The organism is Burkholderia sp. Tr-20390, from assembly GCF_017104595.1.
Taxonomy (GTDB): domain Bacteria; phylum Pseudomonadota; class Gammaproteobacteria; order Burkholderiales; family Burkholderiaceae; genus Burkholderia.
Genome location: NZ_JAAGPC010000149.1, coordinates 1 through 21,259 on the forward strand (window position 1 = coordinate 1; position 21,259 = coordinate 21,259).

General features: G+C 67.1%; 20 protein-coding genes. 13 read left to right on the plus strand and 7 right to left on the minus strand.

The features are described 5' to 3' along the window. The coding region (locus G3N98_RS29635; RefSeq protein WP_206150159.1) for a patatin-like phospholipase family protein at positions 1-2,204 on the plus strand (2,204 nt) is incomplete at its 5' end. A gap of 57 nt (positions 2,205-2,261) precedes the next feature. Here G3N98_RS29635 and G3N98_RS29640 read toward each other — a convergent pair. The 3 genes from G3N98_RS29640 to G3N98_RS29650 all read right to left on the minus strand — a co-directional run bounded on the left by G3N98_RS29640 (position 2,262) and on the right by G3N98_RS29650 (position 5,106). Continuing rightward, positions 2,262-2,885: an NAD(P)H-dependent oxidoreductase gene (locus G3N98_RS29640; RefSeq protein ID WP_206150183.1), complete on the minus strand. Its 624-nt coding sequence runs from the start codon at positions 2,883-2,885 to the stop codon at positions 2,262-2,264. Between the two features lie 315 nt (positions 2,886-3,200). Then, positions 3,201-4,331, minus strand: coding sequence for an ATP-binding protein (locus G3N98_RS29645; RefSeq protein WP_046548399.1), 1,131 nt, complete (start codon positions 4,329-4,331; stop codon positions 3,201-3,203). Between the two features lie 64 nt (positions 4,332-4,395). Further along, positions 4,396-5,106, minus strand: a complete 711-nt coding sequence (locus G3N98_RS29650) for a response regulator (RefSeq protein WP_039366515.1) — start codon at positions 5,104-5,106, stop codon at positions 4,396-4,398. 221 nt (positions 5,107-5,327) lie between these two features. Here G3N98_RS29650 and G3N98_RS29655 point away from each other — a divergent pair, with 221 nt between their 5' ends. Together G3N98_RS29655 and G3N98_RS29660 are read left to right on the plus strand one after the other, a co-directional pair. Further along, entirely contained in the window at positions 5,328-6,242 is a 915-nt protein-coding gene (locus G3N98_RS29655; protein WP_206150160.1) for a glutaminase, read from the plus strand. A 135-nt stretch (positions 6,243-6,377) separates the two neighbouring features. Further along, a complete protein-coding gene (locus G3N98_RS29660) occupies positions 6,378-6,752 on the plus strand; it encodes a cytochrome c (protein WP_089475326.1) in 375 nt (124 codons plus the stop codon). Positions 6,753-7,038: 286 nt separating this feature from the next. On the opposite strand, the gene G3N98_RS29665 is transcribed toward G3N98_RS29660, so the two are convergent. After that, positions 7,039-8,052, minus strand: a complete 1,014-nt coding sequence (locus G3N98_RS29665) for a hypothetical protein (protein ID WP_206150162.1) — start codon at positions 8,050-8,052, stop codon at positions 7,039-7,041. 371 nt (positions 8,053-8,423) lie between these two features. Here G3N98_RS29665 and G3N98_RS29670 point away from each other — a divergent pair, with 371 nt between their 5' ends. Continuing rightward, complete coding sequence (locus G3N98_RS29670) at positions 8,424-9,059, plus strand: isochorismatase family cysteine hydrolase (protein WP_206150164.1); 636 nt, start codon at positions 8,424-8,426, stop codon at positions 9,057-9,059. A gap of 224 nt (positions 9,060-9,283) precedes the next feature. On the opposite strand, the gene G3N98_RS29675 is transcribed toward G3N98_RS29670, so the two are convergent. Further along, the gene (locus G3N98_RS29675) at positions 9,284-10,015 is read right to left on the minus strand and encodes a ribonuclease T2 (protein WP_089426965.1); all 732 of its coding nucleotides are present in this window, start codon (positions 10,013-10,015) and stop codon (positions 9,284-9,286) included. Between the two features lie 282 nt (positions 10,016-10,297). On the opposite strand from G3N98_RS29675, the gene G3N98_RS29680 reads away from it, so the two are divergent. Then, positions 10,298-10,687, plus strand: coding sequence for an OsmC family protein (locus G3N98_RS29680; protein ID WP_206150166.1), 390 nt, complete (start codon positions 10,298-10,300; stop codon positions 10,685-10,687). A 68-nt stretch (positions 10,688-10,755) separates the two neighbouring features. Here the strand turns inward: G3N98_RS29680 and G3N98_RS29685 are convergent, their stop codons facing one another. After that, the gene (locus G3N98_RS29685; protein WP_206150168.1) at positions 10,756-11,334 is read right to left on the minus strand and encodes a hypothetical protein; all 579 of its coding nucleotides are present in this window, start codon (positions 11,332-11,334) and stop codon (positions 10,756-10,758) included. A gap of 96 nt (positions 11,335-11,430) precedes the next feature. Then, positions 11,431-12,834, minus strand: a complete 1,404-nt coding sequence (locus tag G3N98_RS29690; protein WP_206150170.1) for a DUF308 domain-containing protein — start codon at positions 12,832-12,834, stop codon at positions 11,431-11,433. Positions 12,835-13,181: 347 nt separating this feature from the next. Here G3N98_RS29690 and G3N98_RS29695 point away from each other — a divergent pair, with 347 nt between their 5' ends. From G3N98_RS29695 to G3N98_RS29730, 8 genes are all read left to right on the plus strand, one after another. Then, the gene (locus G3N98_RS29695) at positions 13,182-13,820 is read left to right on the plus strand and encodes a hypothetical protein (RefSeq protein ID WP_206150171.1); all 639 of its coding nucleotides are present in this window, start codon (positions 13,182-13,184) and stop codon (positions 13,818-13,820) included. A gap of 34 nt (positions 13,821-13,854) precedes the next feature. Further along, positions 13,855-14,421: a helix-turn-helix transcriptional regulator gene (locus G3N98_RS29700; RefSeq protein ID WP_089426961.1), complete on the plus strand. Its 567-nt coding sequence runs from the start codon at positions 13,855-13,857 to the stop codon at positions 14,419-14,421. Continuing rightward, positions 14,422-14,748 carry a hypothetical protein gene (locus G3N98_RS29705; RefSeq protein ID WP_143329899.1) on the plus strand — a complete coding sequence of 109 codons (327 nt, stop codon included), beginning with the start codon at positions 14,422-14,424 and terminating at the stop codon, positions 14,746-14,748. It abuts the gene before it with no gap. Positions 14,749-14,844: 96 nt separating this feature from the next. Continuing rightward, positions 14,845-15,426 (plus strand): HD domain-containing protein, encoded by a 582-nt coding sequence (locus tag G3N98_RS29710; RefSeq protein WP_206150173.1) that lies wholly within the window; start codon positions 14,845-14,847, stop codon positions 15,424-15,426. A 55-nt stretch (positions 15,427-15,481) separates the two neighbouring features. Beyond that, complete coding sequence (locus tag G3N98_RS29715) at positions 15,482-16,210, plus strand: class I SAM-dependent methyltransferase (RefSeq protein ID WP_206150175.1); 729 nt, start codon at positions 15,482-15,484, stop codon at positions 16,208-16,210. A gap of 296 nt (positions 16,211-16,506) precedes the next feature. Then, entirely contained in the window at positions 16,507-17,700 is a 1,194-nt protein-coding gene (locus tag G3N98_RS29720) for an efflux RND transporter periplasmic adaptor subunit (protein ID WP_206150177.1), read from the plus strand. Positions 17,701-17,702: 2 nt separating this feature from the next. Then, a complete protein-coding gene (locus G3N98_RS29725) occupies positions 17,703-19,766 on the plus strand; it encodes a MacB family efflux pump subunit (protein WP_206150179.1) in 2,064 nt (687 codons plus the stop codon). Between the two features lie 13 nt (positions 19,767-19,779). Further along, positions 19,780-21,153, plus strand: a complete 1,374-nt coding sequence (locus tag G3N98_RS29730; protein ID WP_206150181.1) for an efflux transporter outer membrane subunit — start codon at positions 19,780-19,782, stop codon at positions 21,151-21,153. Positions 21,154-21,259: the final 106 nt, after the last annotated feature.

The following is a 21,259-nucleotide window of genomic DNA, read 5'->3' on the forward strand; positions in this document are numbered from 1 at the left end:
TCCCGGCCGGCCGCCCGTCGATCGGCCTCGTGCTGTCCGGCGGCGGCGCGCGCGGCTACGCGCACCTCGGGGTCCTGAAGGTACTGGAAGACAACCGCATCCCGATCGACTGCATCGCGGGCACCAGCATGGGCGCCGTGGTCGGCGGCCTGTACGCGAGCGGCATGGCTGCCGACGAGATGCAGAAGCGGCTGTCGGAGGTCAACCTCGCGGACATCGCGTTCGACGTGACGGAGCGCGCGGACCTGCCGCAAACCAGCCGGGAGGACGAGCGCCTGTACATCAACGGGCTGACGCTCGGCTTCGGCAAGAAAGGCGTGAAGGTGCCGGTCGGCCTCGTGCAGGGCAACCGGCTGCAGGCGCTGCTCGCGAACTGGACGGCCGCCGTGCCGACCAACCAGCCGTTCGACCGCCTGCCGATCCCGTACCGCGCGGTCGCGACCGACCTGCAGACGGGCCAGATGGTGGTGCTCGACCACGGCTCGCTGCCGCTCGCGATCCGCGCGAGCATGGCGATGCCGGGCCTGTTCGCGCCGGCCGAGATCAACGGGCGCGCGCTCGTGGACGGCGGGCTCGTCAGCAACCTGCCCGTCGACACAGCGCGGCAGATGGGCGCGAACGTCGTGATCGCGGTCGACATCGGCTCGCAACTGCGTCCGCTCGACGCGCTCGCGTCGCCGGCCGACGTGATGCAGCAGATGGTCGGCATCCTGATCCGCCAGAACGTGACCGCGCAGCGCAAGCAGCTCGACACGCAGGACGTGCTGCTCACGCCGGACCTCGGCTCGCTCGCGTTCACCGATTTCCAGAACGCGAAGCAGGCGATCGCCGCAGGCGCCGCCGCCGCGACCGCGGCGCTGCCGAAGCTGAAGCGCTTCGCGCTCACGCCGGAACAGTACGCGGCCTACCAGTCCGCGCACGCGCAGCCGCTGCCGCCGCCGATCCGGATCACGCGCATCGACATCAAGACCACCGGCGGCGTGCCGAAGCGGGTCGTCAGCAACGCGCTGCACGTGAAACCCGGCGACACCTACGATCCGAACACAGTCAGCCAGGATCTGCTCGGGCTCACGACCGGCGGCAACTTCGAGAGCGTCACGCAGCAGATCGTGAGCCACGGCGACGAAAACGTGCTCGAGATCGATGCCCGCGAGAAATACTGGGGGCCGAATTTCCTGCTGTTCGGGCTCGGCATGTCGAGCAGTTCGACCGATGAGGGCGGCTTCCGCCTGCACGTCGGCTACCGGCGGCCGTGGCTCACCGAATCCGGGCTCGAATTCCGCGCGGACACGACGATCGGCAGCGACCTGCAATCGGCGCGCATCGAGTTCCGCCAGCCGCTGTCGATGGCCTACGGCGTCTATCTGTCGCCGTACGCGGAATACCAGCGCCGCTACGCGAACCTGTACGACGACACCGGCGACGTGAAGATCACGCAGTACCTGATGCAGACCGCCCGCGCCGGGCTCGATTTCGGCCTGCCGATCGGGCGCCTCGGCGATTTCCGGATCGGCCTCGGTTACGTGACCGGGCACGGCTCGCCGACCTACAACGTGCCGTTCGACGACGGCAGCGGCCGGTCGCTGCTGTGGCCGAGCTTCACGTCGCAGGCGCTGACCGCACGCGCGCGGCTCGTCATCGACCAGCTCGACGATCCGCTGTTCCCGCGCAAGGGCTATTTCACCGAACTGCGTATCGAACGCTCGCTGGTGTCGCGCAACGGGGGCTCGGCGTCGGACTTCGACGACAGCATCAACAGCGCGCCGTACACCGAGATCTACGGCAAGGCGATGGTCGCGCAGCAGTTCGGCCGGCACAGCGTCAGCGCGACGATCGAAGGCGGCAAGAGCATCGGCGGCACCAACCTGATCAACGCGTTCAATTTCACGCTCGGCGGCTTCCAGCATCTGTCCGCGTATGCGGCCGACCAGCTGAACGGCAACGAGCTCGCGTATGCGCAGGTGACCTACATGAACCAGCTGATGACGTTCAACGCGTCGCCGATCAAGGCGCTGTCGGTGGGCGCCAGCGCGGAAGTCGGCAACGTCTGGTCGAGCGGCCAGCAGATCGGCGGCGGTGCGCTCAAGCAGAGCTATACGTTCTTCACGAGCCTGTCGACCGCGTTCGGGCCCGTGTACATCGGCGTCGCGCTGGCGCCCAGCGGCCGCCGCAACTTCTACCTGCAGCTCGGCCGTACCTACTGAGCGTGCGCGGATGCCGCTTCGGCGGCCTCCGCGTCTGCCTCGCGCCGCCCGGCCGGGTCAGAACTCCGCCGCCATCGCGACCGCGCGGGCTTGCGCCCGCTCGATACTGTCGCTTGCGCGTGCCCCCCACGTGTGTTCGACGGTCAGGCTCCTGACCTCGCTCACGCCGATGAACCTCAACCAGAATTCGATGTAGTCGGCCTGATGCCGGAAACCGGGATTGTCGGCGCCCGCGCCGGGTTCCCGGCTTTGCCCGCGAACATGGATCACCAGCGCGCGCGGAATCTCCAGCAACGGCGCGTACGCCGTGCCGTCGAACGTAAACAGCATGTTCCGCTGGCTGACGAGATCGATCAGCTGCTTGAGCTTGTACGGATAGCCGAAATTCCACATCGGCACGCCGACGACGATCCGGTCGGCCTCCTGAAAGCGCGTCACGAGCGACTGGATGCGCCGCCAGATCGACTGCTCCGCGTCATCCATCGGCGCGTTGGCGACGCCCTTGTACTTCGCGCCGATCGCCTCGCTGTCGAAGTCCGGCAAGTCCTCCTCCCAGACATTCAGCGTATCGACGTCGATCGTGGCGCCCGTCTCCCGGTACGCATCGACAAAGGCAGTGGCGACCGCGATCGAAGCCGACCTGGCGCCGCGGGGAGAAGACACGATATTCAACAGCCGCATGATGGGTGACCCGGACAGGAATGCATGAACAAGGGGCTGCCATCGCGGCGGCCCCGGCTTCACTGCTGCGTCGCGGGCCGCCCGCCTGCGCTGTCTGGGATCGGCCCGTCGATATAGTTGCAATTGCAATCGTAATGCAAAGCGCGTACGCGTGGCAAACGAATCGCCACGCGATTGCGGTGCGGGGAGGCATCGAGATGGGGAAGGTACGGCGGGAACGGCCGGCGACGCGCGCGCGTCCGGCGCGCGCGGCTGTGTGCTGTCGTGGTGTCGTGCTGTTATTGCTGTCGGGCTCGGCGCCCGCGACGTGTATCGCTAGACCGGCCAGCTGATCTCGAAGCGCGCGCCGCCCAGCTCGACGGGATCGACGACCGCGATCCGGCCGTTGTGCGCATGGAGCACCTGTCGCGTGATCGACAGGCCTAGGCCATAGCCGCCGGTGCGGCGGTCGAGGCGCACGAATGCGTCGAAGATTCGCTCGCGTTCGCTCTCCGGCACGCCGGGGCCGTCGTCCTCGACGAAGATCCCGATGTTGCCGTGCACGAGCGAGATCCCGACGACGATCCGCGATTTCGCGTACTTGCTCGCGTTGCGCAACAGGTTGCGCATCGCATACGACATCAGCCGCCGGTCCATCTTCACGCGCAGGTCCGACGCGATCGCGATGCGCGACTCGATCGCGCGCTCCGGATACAGCAGCTGCGCATCGCTGACCTGATGCTCGAACCACGCGACGGGTGCCGTCATCTCGAGGTTCGACTGCAGCGAGCTGTATTCGAGCCGCGCATACGTGAGGCTCATGTCGATCAGCTCCTCGAGCTCGGTCACGTCCTGCGCGATGCTCTCGAGCGCGCCCTGGTATTCGGCCGCGGAACCCGGTTCGCGCAGCATTTCGAGCGCGAACCGCACGCGCGCGAGCGGCGTGCGCAGCTCGTGCGAGATCCCGTTCGTCAGGTCGCGCTGCGCGGCGATCAGCCGTTCCATGCGCATCGCGAGCGCATTCAGCGTCCGCGCGAGCGGGCCGATGATCACGCTGTGCGATTCGCGCGCACGCGTGTTGAAGCGCCCGCCCGTGAAGTCGATCGCGCGCTCGCGCACCATCACGAGATCCGACCACACGGGCCGCATCCAGCGGTACGCCGCGAGCGCGGGTGCGGCGAACACGAAGACGAGCACGATCCAGATGTCGCCGGGCAGCGAGTCGAAGGCATGCCACACGACCTGCGGCGACAATTCGACGCAGAGCGCGAGCGCCGGCACGAGCGCGGTCAGCAGCACGAGGCCGAGCAGATGCAGGTACGTGCGCACGTAAAGGCGCGACCAGCTCGGGATGCGGTCGGCGCGCGTGTCGGTCCACGCGCGGCGGAAATGCAGCCAGCGCCACTTGACGTAGCGCAGCGTCGGCAGCGGCGGTGCATCGGGGTGCGAACGGGTTCGTCGGATCATCTCGGCTCCCGGCCGGCGGGTGGAATGCCCGCGCGGAACGTGACGGCGTCGTGCGACCGCCGCGTCATTCCCACGCGTGCTTGCTGAATTGATAGCCCTTGCTGCGGATCGTCTTGATCCGCTGCGGGTTGCTCGCGTCGTCGCGCAGCTTGCGGCGCAGCTTCGAGATGCGCCCGTCGATCGTGCGGTCGAGGCCGTCGAATTCGACGCCGCGCAACTGCAGCATCAGGTCGTCGCGGCTGACGACTTCGCCCGCATGGCAGACGAGCGCCCACAACAGATCGAATTCGGCCGACGTCAGGTCGGGCGTGCTGCCGTCGGGCAGCACGACGGAGCGGTCGGTGCGGTCGATCGAGAACTTGCCGAACGCGTAGCGCTCGGGTTGCGGCGCGGTGCTCTCGGTCACGCGCGCGGGCGCGCGGCGCAGCTGGGCCTTGATCCGCGCGAGCAGGATGCGCGGCTCGACCGGCTTGTGCACGTAGTCGTCCGCGCCGAACTCGAGGCCGAGCAGTTCGTCGAACGGCTCGTCGCGGGCCGTCACCATGATGATCACGCCGTCGTACTGCTTGCGTGCCTCGCGGCAGATTTCGAAGCCGTCCTTGCCCGGCAGGTTCACGTCGAGAATGACGAGATCGGGACGAATGGACAGGATCGCCGGCACCGCGGCGTCACCATGCAGCACAGTGTCGACTTCATAGTCGTTCTTGCGCAGGTAGCCGGCGATCAGCGTGGACAGGCGGGTGTCGTCTTCGACGAGCAGGATGCGAAAAGACATGGGCAGCGGTCGGGTCATCGGGGAAGCCGCGGCGGCGGCGCCGGCCCGTGCCGGACGCCGGCCATTGGCCGAAACGTACCGCATGATACTGCGCCGGCCGATTGCCTGTTCAGAGGTCTTGAAAATAAGGGTTCGATATCGTCCGAGCTTGACGAATCGGCGCCGGGACGGTTCCATACGGGCTCGCCTGAATCCGGCCACTCACCTACCCGCCTGACTTGATGAATTACCAATCGATCCTCGAACGCATCCACACCGAACTCGCCCCCTGGATTGGCCAGGGCCGGGTTGCCGACTACATTCCCGAACTCGCGAAAGTGCCTGCCGACAAGTTCGGGATGGCCGTCGTGACGCTCGACGGAAACGTTTGCACGGTCGGCGATGCGTACGAGCGCTTCTCGATCCAGAGCATCTCGAAGCTGTTCGCGTGCACGCTCGCGTTCCAGCTGCTGGGCGACGAACTGTGGGAACGGGTCGGCCGCGAGCCGTCCGGCAACGCGTTCAATTCGCTGGTCCAGCTCGAGAGCGAGCGCGGCAAGCCGCGCAATCCGTTCATCAACGCCGGGGCGCTGGTCGTCACCGACGTGCTGTGCCGCCGCTTCGTGAAGGCCGAGACGGCGCTGGTCGAATTCGTGCGGCGGCTGATCGGCGCGAACGACATCGACTACGATTCGCGCGTCGCGCAGTCGGAGCTGCAGCACGCGGAGCGCAACCGCGCGATGGCGCACTTCATGGCGAGCTTCGGCAACATGCAGATGCCGCCCGACACGGTGATCGACGCGTATTGCCGCCAGTGCGCGATCACGATGAACTGCGTCGAGCTCGCGCGCGCGGCGCTGTTTCTCGCGAACGGCGGCGTCGCGCCGGTCACCGGTGAGCGGATCGTCGATTCGAGTTCCGCGAAGCGGCTGTCGGCGCTGATGCTGACTTGTGGCACCTACGATGCGGCGGGGGATTTCGTGTACCGCGTCGGGCTGCCTGCGAAGAGTGGCGTCGGCGGCGGGATCGTGGCGGTGCTGCCGGGCGAGATGGCCGTGTGCGTGTGGGCGCCGGGGCTCGATGCGAACGGGAACTCGCTGGCGGGGACGCTGGCGCTGGAGTGGTTGACGACTTATTCGGGACGGTCGATTTTTTGAGGGGCGAAGGTGGGCGAGCCTCATCTGGCGCAATGGCGGCAGGTGAATATCGGCGCGCTCAATGGAGAACTCGCCATTCGGCAGCAATCGCCCGCACAGAGACATGCAGCCGTCCACACAACAAAACCACGAAAAATGAAAATATTCCTCGTCGCTTCATTGGGCGTGTCATTGCTTGCGCAAACATCACCCGCCTTCGCGGATAGTGATAACGGGAAAAAGATTTTCCTGGCGAGATGTGCGATGTGCCATGGAGCGGATGCCAGGGGAACGGGACCATTGGCCAAGAAAAGCAACCCGCCCACGCCCGACCTCACGACGCCCGCCTTCAAGAAACGACTCAACGATTATCCGGGCGTCATTGTCTCGTCGGTCATCCTTCGCCCCAATGGGGACCTGATTCCGAAAACGTTGCGAGAGAATGGCGTAAAACTCCCGCCCCACTCCTGGACAGTCCAGGATTTCCGCGATTTGAATCAATACATGAGTGGATTGATTTTTAAGAATTAAATATTTTGACGCGGGTTTGCATTGCCGACGTGCCGGCACTTTGGCTTTGGAGTGGTTGACGACTTATTCGGGAAGGTCGATTTTTTGAGGCGGCGGGGTTAGGCGAGCGCCACCTGGCGCAACGGCGGCAGAGTCATATCGGCGCGTGCGCTTGATGGGGAATTCGGCCATCGGCTGCGATCGACCCGACTGGGCCGCACAACACGCCGACTTCCAACAGGCCGTTTCCGAAGGTAAAACGGTCACTCGCATGCAGGCCGATGTCGATTCGGTGCAAGCCGAGCCGCTAGAAATTGCGCGCCACGCCGACCATGAACATGTCCTGGTCCTTGTCGTTGCCGGTTGCGACACGATTAAAGCGTAAGCTCGCCGCCCAATCGTTCGTTACCTGATAGGTCACCTGCGCGCTGAGCAAGGCATTGAGTCTCGTTTTACTCGCGACCTCGTCCCGATCATGCGAGAGATACGGGCCCACACCTGCCGAAAGCGTCCATTTGCTCTTGATCGGCGCGACATACCAGAATTGCGCCGCCACGCCTCTTCGGCCGGCGACGCCGTTATTGCCTTCGTAGACGAAGCTCGCCGAATAGGCCCACGCATTGCCGAGCGGCCGCTTGACTTCGACCATATACCCTTTTTCGATGGGCACTTGGGGACGGTTCGTCTGCGATGTCCCGGCCCAAACGCCAACCTGCGTCTTGCCGTCCGAAAAAGCCGGGCCAGGATCGCCGCCAAAATCCGAGCCGATGCCGAAGAGCACCGCGTCGGAGTTGAATCCGTCGATCATCTGCACGTGGTTGTACTGCACCTTGAGGAAGAAGCGGTTGGGAACGAGGTAATACCGCACCGCTGCCGAGGCGCGCACGCCCCATCGCTTTTCATTGCGCGGCTGGTCGTTGACATGTGTCGTGTCCATGCTGAAATACGGCCCCGCCGACAACTCGAGCGCCAGGCGATTGCCGACCGGCCAACGAAACGAACCTATGGCGGCGAAGCCGTCACGGTGGTGATCGAGCGGATGCCCCTCGTTCAGATACGCGAGGTAGACCGAGAGGTAGTCATTCAAGACATCGCCGAAGCCGACTTCGTACGCACGCCAATGCATATCGCCGCCGTTGGTCGCGCGTCCGTCGCCATACACCGCATAGACGTTGATCGTTCTTTCCGATGGCTTGAACCCGGTCGGCGCGCTCGAAGGACTGTCCTCTGCGTACGCGAGGCCTGCGCCTGCCAGACATCCCAGACCGGCGATCGAGCTTGCGAGGACGAAGCGCGAATAGATGCGACGGCACTGTCCCATTTGGACACCCCCTCACCTTGGTAACCGCGATTTCTCGGGCAAGTTGATGACGATTATAGGCAGCCTCGGGTAATAGGGGTAATAGGGGCAATCCGCACACCTTCGGCCGCTGCCCCTTATAGGCAAAGGTCGGGCGGCCATGATCCGATCCGTCGTCATCGCTGAATTCCGGATTCAGCTATCGGCTATCGTCGGAGACGATGAAGGCGACCGCCAGTACATTGCCGGCCGGCAGGCATGCGACGCCGGCGTGACGGTCGCCGGCTCGCGGCACGATAAAACCTACGAAAATCGCATCGGCAGCCGACCCGATTTTCCGGTACAAATCGGGGACGCTGGCATTCCCCGCGGGCTATCGGAGACTCTCGTTCATGACTCGTCAACACGCACCGGATATCGCAACGACCACCCGCACGCACCCCGGCGACAGCCCGTCCGCGCCGGTTCCCGCCATCGTGCCGTCGGGCACCGCGCTGCTCGTCATGCATTACCAGACCGACATCCTCGGCCTCTTTCCGTCCGTCGCGCCCGAATTGCTCGCCAATACGCGCCGGCTCTGCGATGCGGCGCGGGCCGGCGGCATCGGCGTCTGGTTCGCGAACCTCCGGTTCAGCCCCGGTTATCCGGAAGTCAGCCCGCGCAACAAGAACGGCCAGGGCATCAAGCAGCTCGGCCTCTTCATCAACGACGGCCCGTGCCCGGAACTCGGCCGGCAGGACGACGAGCCGCTGATCGTCGCGCACCGCGCCAGCGTGTTCTTCGGCACCGATCTGCAGGCGCGGCTGGTCGAGCGAGGTGTCGATTCGCTGATCATGGTCGGCATCGCGTCGACGGGCGTGATGCTGTCGTCGATCGCCCACGCGAGTGATGCGGACTTCCGCTTGTATACGGTCAAGGATTGCTGCTACGACCCAGATCCGGTGGTTCACGAGCATCTGTTCGCCACCGCCTTCGAATCGCGCACGACGGTGCTGTCGCTCGCGGACGCGTTGCGGTTGCTCGAGTAAATAAGCGGTCGCACGGGCGTGACAGGTCAACGGCCTCATGCGAATCGGCCCGCAGGATGACGACTACCGGGCCGCGCCGATCCCCTTCAGGATGAGGTCGATGCCGGCGACGCACTGCTCGCGCTCGTCATGCGCGGCCCAGGGCTGTGGCTCGTCGCCTGCCTCGTCGTAACGGGCGACGGCGCACACGATGTCGCGCGCCGTCGCCCCTTCGCCCTTCCCCGTTACTTCGCGATATACACGCCCGACGTCGGGCACGTGCCCTGCGTATTGCCGTCCGTCACGAGCGAGGCGGCGCTCGGGAACTGCGCGGCTGCATTGGTCTTCACCGCGATCCACGCTTCGGTGAAGTAGCTGACGCCGTTCGTCTTCGTGCACTTCAGCGACACCGCGCTGCGCGTGTTGCTGCCGAACGCGCCTTCGAAGGCCGACAGCAGCTGGTTACGCGTGACCGTCTTGCCCGCGTTCGCCTGCAGGAACGCGTTGAACGACGTGTTGCCGAGCCGGCTGATCATGCCGGACGCCTGGTTCCAGTATGCGTCGGGCGATGCCGAGTTCGAGCAGGTGCCGTGCTTGAACCACTCGTGCTTGTCGAGGCACGACGCGACGCCCGGCATGTACGTCGACAGCGTGTTGCGGGTCGCGCTGCTGATCGGGTACGCGTCCATGCTGCACCATTGGTGCGCGTTGTCGAGGTCGATGTCGTTCTGCGGCACGCCGCAGTAGAACGGCTGGTTGCCGTCGTAGTTGTTCGGCCACAGACCATGCAGCGACAGGCTCGTCGCCGCGTACGTGCCGGCAAGGTTCGTGCATTCGGGCGTGTCGTGCGACGCGCAGAAGCCGGGCTCCCACGACGCGGCGAGCAACAGGTAGTCGTAGCTGGTCTGCGCGGTGGCGTGCAGTGAAGCGGAAGCGACGGCGAGTGCGGCAGCGGCGCGGGCGAGCGTCTTGAGCATGGCGTTTCCTCGGAAAAGGCTTGCGGTCGCGGGATGCGCCGCAAGGTTGTCGAATATCTGTCCGCGATTGTTGCCGACGCAACGTGGCACGAATGTGAAGGTGGACGAAAGAATTCGCGGTGCGGCGCAGATGCACGCCATGCACTGAAACGACCACCGTCTCCAGGATCGCCGCGTGCCGCCAAGCCTGTTACGAACGGTACCGGTACCGGCGCTTGCCTTCCCCGGCAAACAACGCCCGCGTACGCTGTCGCTACTTTCATCCCGTAACGGATCATCGCCATGGTGACTGCGACCCGGCTGGGCAAGCGATACTGCGTCGAAATCGGGAACGGGCGCAGCGTCGTGCGCGCGGATACGCACAAGGCAGGCAAAGGCGGCGACGCGGGCATGCGGCCGCACGAGTTGCTCGAAAGCGCCCTCGCCGCTTGCGTCTGCATGTCGATCGATATGGCCGCGGAACGCGCGGGCATGACGCTGCCGGCCTGCACGGTGGACGTGGCCATCGATCGCCTCGATCACGAAACCGGCTTCGACATCGCGCTGCGCTTCGCGGCACCGCTGTCGCGCGCGCAGCAAGCCCTCGTGCGCGACGCGACGCAGGCTTCGCCGGTCGCCCGCACGCTGGGCAAGCCGGTGCGGGTCAGGCCGGCCGCAATCGCGAGCGGCTGATCGTCAGGCATCGTCGCGTACACAGCACTATCGACGCCGGCTCGCACACGCGCACGGCACGCCGCCCGTCACGACCCGGCGCCCAGCTGCGTGCACGCGCGCGTGATCGATTCGGGGCCTTCGAGCGCGAGGATCTGCCACACGCCGATGCTGACGCGCTGGCGCGCCGCCGTCGACGCATCGGTCAGCAACGCCTCGACGCGCGGTGCGGCGTCCGGCGCCTGCTGCTTCAGCGCCGCGTGATGCCGCGCGCGCGATGCCGGTTCGGATTCGTAGACGTCGCACAGACGCACCATGCCGGCGAGACCGGCAAGGTCGTCGTCCTTGTCGATCGCGCCCGGCTCGACCGGCGCGAGCCCCTTGCGCTCCGCCGCCGGCAGCTTGTTGCGCGCGCCTTCGTCGATCGACGTGGCGGATGCCGGCGGCAGGCCGCCGATCGCCGCGACGATCCGGCTGCCCGCGGCGATCATGTCGCCCTGGCACTCGATCTTCTCGGCGGCCGCGACGTTCGAGCAGAACGACACCGACATGCGGTACACGTCGTTGCTCATGCGCGGCACCTCGTCCGCGCTCGCCTGCGCGAAGCCGGCGCTCGTCAGCGCCAGCGCGGCCGGAATCAGGATGCGGAAGGCTCTCGTCTTGTTCATTGTTGTTTGCGTAGGGGGGGTCTCGTGGCGGGCAACCTCGCGCGGCCGTGCGGTAGCGACCGCAGTGACGCCGGGCCCGCGTCCGGCGGCACGCGATCACTTCATCGACGCAGCCTCCGATCCGCCGGGCGACAGCGCCGCGTGGTCCTGCTCGCGCCACGTGCGGCGCGACGCCATGATCGCCTTCACGGCCGAGCGCGCGACCTTCCACCACGCGAACGGCCGCGGGTCGGCGAGCATGCTGAGCGCGCGCGCATAGTCGAGCGTGAGCCCGGGCGTCCACGCCATCGTCACCGCGCGCTTGCGGATCTGCGCGGCGACCCACAGCTCGGGCGTGAGCAGCAGCCGCACGAACGCGCCCCACCCGGCCCGCGCGCCCTTCAGCCGCCACACCGCGCCGTCGAGTGCGGCTTCGAGCGCGTTCGACACCGTGCTCGAGCAATTGCGATGCGTGAGGTTGTACGTCAGGTTCTGCCGGTACGACGTCCAGAAGGCATCCAGCTTCGACGGATCATAGTTGCGGATCCGCACGCGCACGGTCGACGGGCACCACGCCTTCGACTCGGTCGCGTAGTCGGGCTGGAACAGTCCCGGCACGTCGTTTTCGCGTGTCGCACGCAGGATGCGCGTGAATTCGTCCGGAGAACGATCGATTTCGACGCCCGGATACAGGCTGATATACACCCCCTCGGGCGACTCCAGCGCCGCGTGCCCGGTCGAGATCACACCGTTGACGTCCACCGCCGCGATATAGCGGTCGATCACCGGATAGCGCTGCGCCTCGGCCTTCGACGTGCCGGTCGGCGTCCACACGTGCACGGTGAGCGCATGCTCGCCGTCGGCCGGCGGGCCGTCCCATTCGGATTGCGCGAAATGCGGCCGGTCGCGCACGTCGTCGAGATCGGGCGCGAGCGCCGGCGCCGGCGACGTCGCGAACGCCGGATTGCGCGTCAGCCGCCGCACGCGCGCGGCGAGGCTCAGCATGTGCATCCCGCCGAACATCAGCAGCAGCCCGAGGCAGTACGGCACGGTGCCCACGTAGTGCGTCGGGTACGGCTGATAGAAGAAGATGGCCAGCAGGATCTCGACGACGCCCCATGCGAAGGCGACGTTCCAGCGGCGATACCGCACCATCCACGCTGCAGTGCACTGCAGCAGCCCGTCGACGAGGAACAGCGTGCCGAAGATCATCGACAGCAGGAAATGGCCGTGGTGATGCCCCGCGAACACGAGCCCGGCGGCGACCACCACCGCGATCCCCTTCACATAGCGCAGGATGCGCTGCCCGCCGACGCCGCTGCCGGCCACGGCAAGCGTCGCGAGCCCCTCGATCAGGAACAGCCACGCGAAGATCTGGATCGGGAAGTGCAGCGCGCCGTCGAGCGCATCGACGAAGATCACGACGCCCGCGACGACCCACACCCAGCCGAGCACGGTCAGCCCGCGCCAGCGGGTGCGCAAGTATTCGATGCCCAGCAGCAGCAAGACCAGTCGTACCATCGCGCTCTCTCGTCATTTTTTGGGATACGCGCGGGTCACGCGTTTCGTGTCGTTTCGACCGTGCCTCGTGCAGAGTGCCGGCCGAAAGGCGGTAATTCGTACCGGCGCGTCATGCCTCGACATGACCGTGGGTGGCCGGTATCCCTCCGCACTGGCCGAATAATAAGATATGCAGGAGACGGTTGAAAGCGGCGGCGGAAACTTCGTCGGCACGGCACGGACAGGGGCCATCGACCGCTGCCACGGCAGATTTCCCGTTCGACAACGCGCGGCAGATACGCGAGAATCCGGCTTCCGAGGGCGAAAGCCACTGAACTGAACTGAACCGCACAGACGGGACAACAACAATGAACGTATCGATCACGCGCCGGCGCCTGCTGGCCGCCGGCGTGGCCGCCAGCAGCCTCGCGCTGTCGGGCTGCTTCACGCCGAAGCTGTACAAGGAAGACGGATACAGCGAGCACGTGTCCGGATTCATGATGACCGAGGACGGCAAGAAGCTCGTCGTCCTGGGCACGGACTACCATTACATCTTCGATCTGCCGGCGCAGTTGCGGCCGGTCTTGATGTCCAGTTACCGTAAATCGCTGCGCACGACGTTCGCCGCCTTTCATGCGAGCGGCGGCAGCATCACGGGCCAATACCGTATCTTGCTGCCGAAGGACGCGTCGGACGACGATCGGCAGGCGGCCGCTGCCGACGGCTTCACCGCCGCGCAGGCCGGCCTCGTGCTCGAAGGCGACATCAGCGGCAAGCGCTATTCGACGGAAGGGTTCGTCGAAAAGTACAAGACGAGCACGCAGCCGTTCAACCGGCCGTACTCGGTCTATATCAGGCAATCACCGTCCGCGCTCGGCATGGGGCTGCGGATTCTCGCCACGCCGGTCACGGTTGCCGCCGACGGCGTGCTCGTGCTGGGCGGCATCGTGCTCTTGCCGTTCGCGGCAATTGCGATCAACGCGAACGGCGGCATCCGGATCATGTAAAGGCGTGCGGTACGAGCGCAACAGGAGCACCACCATGACCGCCTCACCGCTTCACGCCCCGCCGCTCGGCCCGCAACTCAAGCGCTGGCGCGCGCTGCATCGCGTCAAGCAAAACCATGCGGCCGAACTGTTCGGCGTCGCGCAATCGACGATCTCGCGCTGGGAGGCGGGCCGCCAGCAGATGTCGCCCGACGAGCGCGCGACCGCCGAGCGGTTGCTCGCCGCGCGCCTCGATTCGGCCGGCGATCACGCGCTCGCGCGGCTCGTCGCGGGCAGCGCGGGCCGCATGCATCTCGTGTGCGACCTCACGCACCGCCTGCTCGCGTCTTCCCCGGCGCGCGCGGCCGAATTCTCGCAGCCGCTGTCGATGTTGCTCGGCACGTCGCTGTGGCGCTACGCGACGCCTGAGATCGTCCGCATGGAAACCGCGCTCGACACGCTCGGCTGGCATGACCACGCGGGGCCGCCGAGCGTCGAATTCGACACCGGTGCGAATGCGTCGCGCGTCGTGCCGATCCGCGGCAGCATGTGCCGGTGGACGCGGATGACACTGTCGGACGGCTCGGCCGTGCGGCTCGTGGAGACGCTCCAGGATGCGTGATTGCCGGGTCGCGATGAAGCACCGCATGCCGGCAACGGTGCGGCGACCTTCAACGTGTCCGGCATGCCACGCAAAAAATACCAACGTGAATGGCAGCACGCCCAGGGGACATGCCACATGTCGACGCTTGTCATGCGAGAACTCGTGATCGTCGCGTTCATTCTCTATACGGGCGCGGCCGTGCTCGTTGCGCTTCGCTCGGGTGTGGCCAACGCCGGCGGCAGGCGGGTGGCGCGCCGCAGCAGCCCCTGGCTGTTCAGCCTGATCGTCGGTGTTCAGACGGGCTTCTTCGCGCTGTTCTGCTGGGCCGGACTTTTCGTGAAGTAGCGGCCCGGCAAAGCGCCACCGCCACGCATATTTCATGCGTGGACGAAGCACGCCTACCCGCATTACGCTAGGCGGCTCATCGCAAGGACGCCGACCATGACCCCCGATACGATCCACGCGCGGCTCGCTTTCCTGCGCGAAGCCGAACGCCTGAAGGATGTGCTGCGCAGCGGCCACACGTCGTCCGGGCGCGCGGAAAGCACGGCCGAACACAGCTGGCGGCTGTGCCTGATGGCGCTCGTGTTCGCCGACGCGCTGCCCGGCATCGACACGCTGAAGCTGCTGAAGCTGTGCGTCGTCCACGATCTCGGCGAGGCGCTGCACGGCGACATTCCCGCGATCGAACAAGCCGCGCACCCCGACAAAAGCGCGCAAGAACGCGACGACCTGCTGACGCTGACCGCATCGCTCGATCCCGCGCGGCGCGACGAGATCGTCGCGCTGTGGGATGAATACGACGCGGCGGCAACGCCGGAAGCACGCGCGGCGAAGGCGCTCGACAAGCTCGAGACGATCCTGCAGCACAATCAGGGCAGCAATCCGCCCGATTTCGACTACGCGTTCAATCTCGGCTACGGCCGCCGCTACACCGACGCCGCGCCGCTGTTCAGCGCGATCCGCGACATCGTCGACGCCGACACGCAACGCCGGATCGACGCGAGCGGGCAGCGCGCGTAAGCTCGCGGGATCGGGCGTGCGGCACCGCGCACCCTGCCCGCACGAGGCGCTACGCATGACGCAGAACATCTACGACGACCCGGCCTTCTTCGAAGGCTACAGCCGCCTGAACCGCTCGATTCACGGCCTCGACGGCGCACCCGAATGGCCCGCGCTGCGCGCGCTGCTGCCCGACCTGCACGGCCGCGACGTGCTCGACCTCGGCTGCGGCTACGGCTGGTTCAGTCGCTGGGCGGCCGATCAGGGCGCGGCAAGCGTGCTCGGCATCGACGTCTCCGAGCGCATGCTCGAACGCGCGGCCTCGACCGCCGCGCACCCGGCGATCACGTACCGCCGCGCCGATCTCGAAACGCTCGCATTGCCCAACGCCGCATTCGATCTCGCATACAGCTCGCTCGCCTTCCACTACGTCGCGCGCCTCGACACGCTGCTGCGCACGATTCATCGCGCGCTCGTGCCCGGCGGACGGCTCGTGTTCTCGATCGAGCACCCCATTTATACGGCGCCGCGCCGGCCCGGCTTCGTCGTCGATGCGCAGGGCAACCGCGCCTGGCCGCTCGATGGCTACCAGCGCGAAGGCGAACGCGTGACCGACTGGCTCGCGCCGGGCGTCGTCAAGCAGCACCGTACGCTCGGCACGCTCGTGAACCTGCTGATCGGCAGCGGCTTCACGCTGACGCACCGGGACGAATGGGGACCGACGCAGGCGCAGGTCGATGCGCTGCCCGCGCTCGACGAGGAACGCGACCGACCGATGATGGCGCTCGTCGCGGCGCAGCGCTAACGCACGTCAACGCACGCCGCGACACGCACACGGGCCCTCGCCCGCCGCGCTCACCGACCGCGGCAATCACGCCGCACGGCCTCCGCTCCCGTGCGGCGTTCGCACAATTCAGCACAATTTCCACACGATTTGGCGTGATGTCCTCGCTTAACATGAGCGGCTGATTCGACTCGGCACGCCCGCGCGATGCGTACGCGGATGCCGTCGCGGGCAACCTGCCCGACATGCGACGCCGACCGGATCGTCCCGCCTGGCCGCACGCATCGCCGGCACTGCCTGATCCTCGCCGCACGCTCATGACTCAGAAGACCCATCGCCGCCGGCGCATCGTGCTGGCTACCCTTGCCGTCGTGGCGATCGCCGCCGGCGCCACGCTGAAGGCGTGCGCGCCCGACAAGCATCCGCAATACCTGTCCGCGCCCGTCTCGCGCGGCGATCTCGAGAACGCGGTGCTGGCAACCGGCGCACTGCAGGCGTTCCGGCAGGTCGACGTCGGCGCGCAGGTGTCGGGGCAGCTGAAATCGCTGAAGGTGAAGCTCGGCGACAAGGTCACGAAGGGCCAGTGGCTCGCCGAGATCGATCCCGTGATCTCGGAAAACGCGCTGCGCCAGGCGCGCGCCAGCGAAGAAAGCCTGCGCGCGCAACAACAATCGACCGCCGCGCAACTCACGCAGGCGGAACTCGCGTTCAAGCGCCAGCAGGCGATGCTGCCCGACGATGCGACCTCGCGCGAATCGTTCGAGGCCGCACGCGCGACGCTCGACGTGCAGCGTGCGGCCCTCGCGTCGCTCGCCGCGCAGATCCGCTCGGCCCGCATCCAGATCGAGACCGCGCAGGCGAACCTCGGCTACACGCGCATCGTCGCGCCGATCGACGGTGAGGTCGTCGCGGTCGTCACGCAGGAAGGCCAGACCGTGATCGCGCAGCAGCAGGCGCCGGTGATCCTGAAGCTCGCCGATCTCGACACGATGACCGTGAAGGCGCAGGTGTCGGAAGCCGACGTGATCCGCGTGCGTGCCGGACAGACCGCGTATTTCACGATCCTCGGCGAACCGGACAAGCGTCACTACGGCAAGCTGCGCGCGATCGAGCCGGCGCCGCAGAACTACGCGGAAGCGCAGAGCCCGCTCGGTGGCGGTACCGGCGGCGGCACGAAGCCGAATTCGGCCGTGTTCTACAACGCGCTGTTCGAAGTGCCGAACCCCGAGCATCGGCTGCGCATCTCGATGACCGCGCAAGTCAACATCGTGCTCGGCAATGCACGCAACGCGCTCAGCATTCCGGCCGCCGCGCTCGGCGAAAAACGCAAGGACGGCACCTACACGGTGCGCGTGCTGCGCGCCGACGGCAGCACGGAAACGCGCAACATCCGCATCGGCATCAACAACAACGTGCGCGTCGAAGTCCTGGCCGGCCTGAAGGACGGCGAACGCGTCGTGATCGGCGAAGCGGCCGGTGACGACCACGCGCCGCTGGCGGACGTGGTGTGACGATGAGCCAGCCCCTGCTGAAACTCGCCGCCGTCACCCGACGCTTTCCGGCCGGCGACAAGGATGTCGTTGTCCTGAACAACGTCAACCTGTCGATTCACGCGGGCGAGATCGTCGCGATCGTCGGCGCGTCGGGCTCCGGGAAGTCGACGCTGATGAACATCCTCGGCTGCCTCGATCATCCGAGCGAAGGCACCTACACGGTCGGCGGCCGCGACACGCACATGCTCGACAGCGACGAGCTCGCGCAACTGCGTCGCGAGCATTTCGGCTTCGTGTTCCAGCGCTACCACCTGCTGCCGCACGTCGACGCGGTCGCGAACCTCGAAATGCCCGCGATCTATGCCGGCACGCCGCGCGCCGAGCGGCACGCCCGCGCACGCGAACTGCTCGCGCGTCTCGGGCTCGCGGACCGTGCGCACCATCGGCCCGGACAACTGTCCGGCGGCCAGCAGCAGCGCGTGAGCATCGCGCGTGCGCTGATGAACGGCGGCCAGGTGATCCTCGCCGACGAACCGACCGGCGCGCTCGACACGAAAAGCGGCCAGGACGTGATCCGCATCCTGCACGAGCTGAACGCGCTCGGCCATACGATCGTCATCGTCACGCACGACAAGGCCGTCGCGCGCCACGCGAAGCGCATCATCGAGATCAGCGACGGCGAGATCGTCGCCGACCGGCCGAACCGCCACTATGCGGAAGCGCTCGCGGAAGCGGGCGTCGACGCAGCAGAAGCAGCAGAAGCGAACGAACCAGAAGCCAGCGCGCTACCCGCCCGCGATCACCGCGACACGCCACCGCCGCCCGCACCGGTCGACACCGATGCGCATCCCGAACCCGGCCCCCGCACGCAACGCTTCGCGGCCGGCTCCGGCCGCTTCGCCGAAGCGTGCCGGATGGCATGGATCGCACTCGTATCGCACCGGCTGCGCACGCTGCTGACGATGCTCGGCATCATCATCGGCATCACGTCGGTCGTGTCGATCGTCGCGATCGGCGAAGGCGCGAAGCGCTACATGCTCGACGAGATCGGCAGCATCGGCACGAATACGATCAACATCTATCCGGGCACCGACTGGGGCGACAGCCGCGCCGACGCGATCCAGACGCTCGTGCCCGCCGACGTCGCCGCGCTCGCCGAACAGCCGTACGTCGACAGCGCGACGCCCGAAACGTCGCGCACGCTGCTGCTGCGCTACCGCAACGTCGACGTGAACGCGCTCGTGAGCGGCGTCGGCGACCGCTTCTTCCAGGCGCGCGGGATGCGCTTCGCGCTGGGTGTCGCGTTCGACGAGGACGCGGTGCGCCGCCAGGTGCAGGTGGCCGTGATCGACCAGAACACGCGCCGCAAGCTGTTCGGCGCGACGCGCAACCCGATCGGCGAAGTGATCCTGGTCGACAACGTGCCGTGCGTCGTGATCGGCGTGACGGCCGACAAGAAGAGCGCGTTCGGCAGCGTGAAGAGCCTGAACGTGTGGGTGCCGTACACGACCGCGAGCGGGCGCCTGTTCGGGCAGCGTTATCTCGACAGCATCACCGTGCGCGTGCGCGACGGGCAGCCGAGCGCCGCCGCCGAGAAAAGCCTCGAAAAGCTGATGACGCAGCGCCACGGCCGCAAGGACTTCTTCACGTACAACATGGACAGCGTGGTGAAGACCGTCGAGAAGACCGGCCAGTCGCTTACGTTGCTGCTGTCGCTGATCGCGGTGATCTCGCTCGTCGTCGGCGGGATCGGCGTGATGAACATCATGCTGGTGTCGGTCACCGAGCGCACGCGCGAAATCGGCATCCGGATGGCGGTCGGCGCGCGCCAGTCCGACATCCTGCAGCAGTTTCTCGTCGAGGCCGTGCTCGTCTGCCTGCTCGGTGGCACGATCGGCATCGCGCTGTCGTTCGGGCTCGGCGCGCTGTTCTCGATGTTCGTCGCGCAGTGGAAGATGGTGTTCTCGGCCGGCGCGATCGTGACCGCGTTCGTCTGCTCGACGCTCACCGGTGTGATTTTCGGCTTCATGCCCGCGCGCAACGCATCGCGGCTCGATCCGATCGATGCGCTCGCGCGCGATTGAAGAAAGACCTGTCATGACGCATTCCTCACCGCTTCACCGCCTGGGCGCAGTCGCGTGCGCGGCCGCGCTGCTCGCCGGCTGCGCAGGCGCGCGCCACGAACCGCTGCCCGCCGTCGCGATGCCCGCGAACTGGGAGGCACCGGTCGCGGCCGGCGCACCGGCCACCTCACGCGACTGGTGGCGCAGCTTCGGCGATCCGCAGCTCGATGCGCTGATCGACGATGCGCTGCGCGCCAACAACGACCTCGCGATCGCGGCGATCCGCGTGTACCGCGCACAACTGCAAGCCGGGCTCGCGGATACGAACCTGACGCCGAACGTGTCGGTCGGCGCGAACGGCGCCGTGTCGCGCACGCTCGATACGCACCGGATGAGCCGGACGAGCGGCGTGACCGGTTCGCTCAGCTATGAAATCGACCTGTGGGGCCGGCTGGCCGCGCTGCGCGACGCCGCGCGCTGGGAAGCCGACGCGACGGCCGCCGATCTCGAAGCCGCGCGGCTGTCGCTGATCGGCACGACGGCGTCGCTGTACTGGCAGATCGGTTATCTGAACCGGCAGATCGCGCTCGGCGACGCGAACATCGCGTATGCAGTCCGCACGCTCGCGGTCGTGCGGTCGCGGCACACGGCCGGCGCCGTGTCGGGGCTCGATCTCGCGCAGGCCGAACAGAGCCTCGCCGCGCAACGCGCCGCGCAAACGCAACTGATCCAGCAGCGCACCGAGAATCGCCACGCGCTCGCGATCCTGTTCGACCGCCCGCCGCAGCAGCGCGCGGCCGAGCCGGCCGCGCTACCCGTCACAGCGCCGCCGGAAGTCGTGGCCGGCCTGCCCGCGAGCCTGCTCGGCCGGCGTCCCGACCTGCGCGCGGCGGAATTCCGGCTGCGCGAGTCGCTGGCGCAAGTCGACGCGACGCGCACGAGCTTCTATCCGACCTTCACCCTGACCGGGCAGGCCGGCACGTCGAGCACGAGCCTCGAGCGCGTGCTGATGAATCCGGTCGGCACGCTCGGGCTGGGCCTGGCACTGCCGTTCATCCAGTGGAACACGATGCAGCTGCAGATCAAGGTGTCGAAGTCGCAGTACGAGGAAGCCGTCGTCGGGTTCCGCCAGAAGCTCTACACGGCGCTCGCGGAAGTCGAGAACGCGCTGTCGGCGCGTGTGCAGCTCGAACGCGAAGCCGAACAGCGCGCGCTGTCACTGGCCCAGGCGCAGCGCGCCGAACAGCTGGCCGCCGCGCGCTTCGCGGCCGGCGCGACCGCCGTGCAGCCGTGGCTCGACCAGCAGCAGCGGCTGCGCGACGCGCAAAGCGCCGACGAACTGACGCGCCTGAACCGGCTCAACAACCAGATGACGCTGTACCGCGCGCTCGGCGGCGGGATGTCCTGACCGGCGCGCGCACCGGGCCGGCCGCGCCGACCATGCGCGCTGTCATTCGCACACGGGCGCTCTGCGTCGGGCCGGCGCGAACGCCACCGCGCTCGCCGTCGCGAGC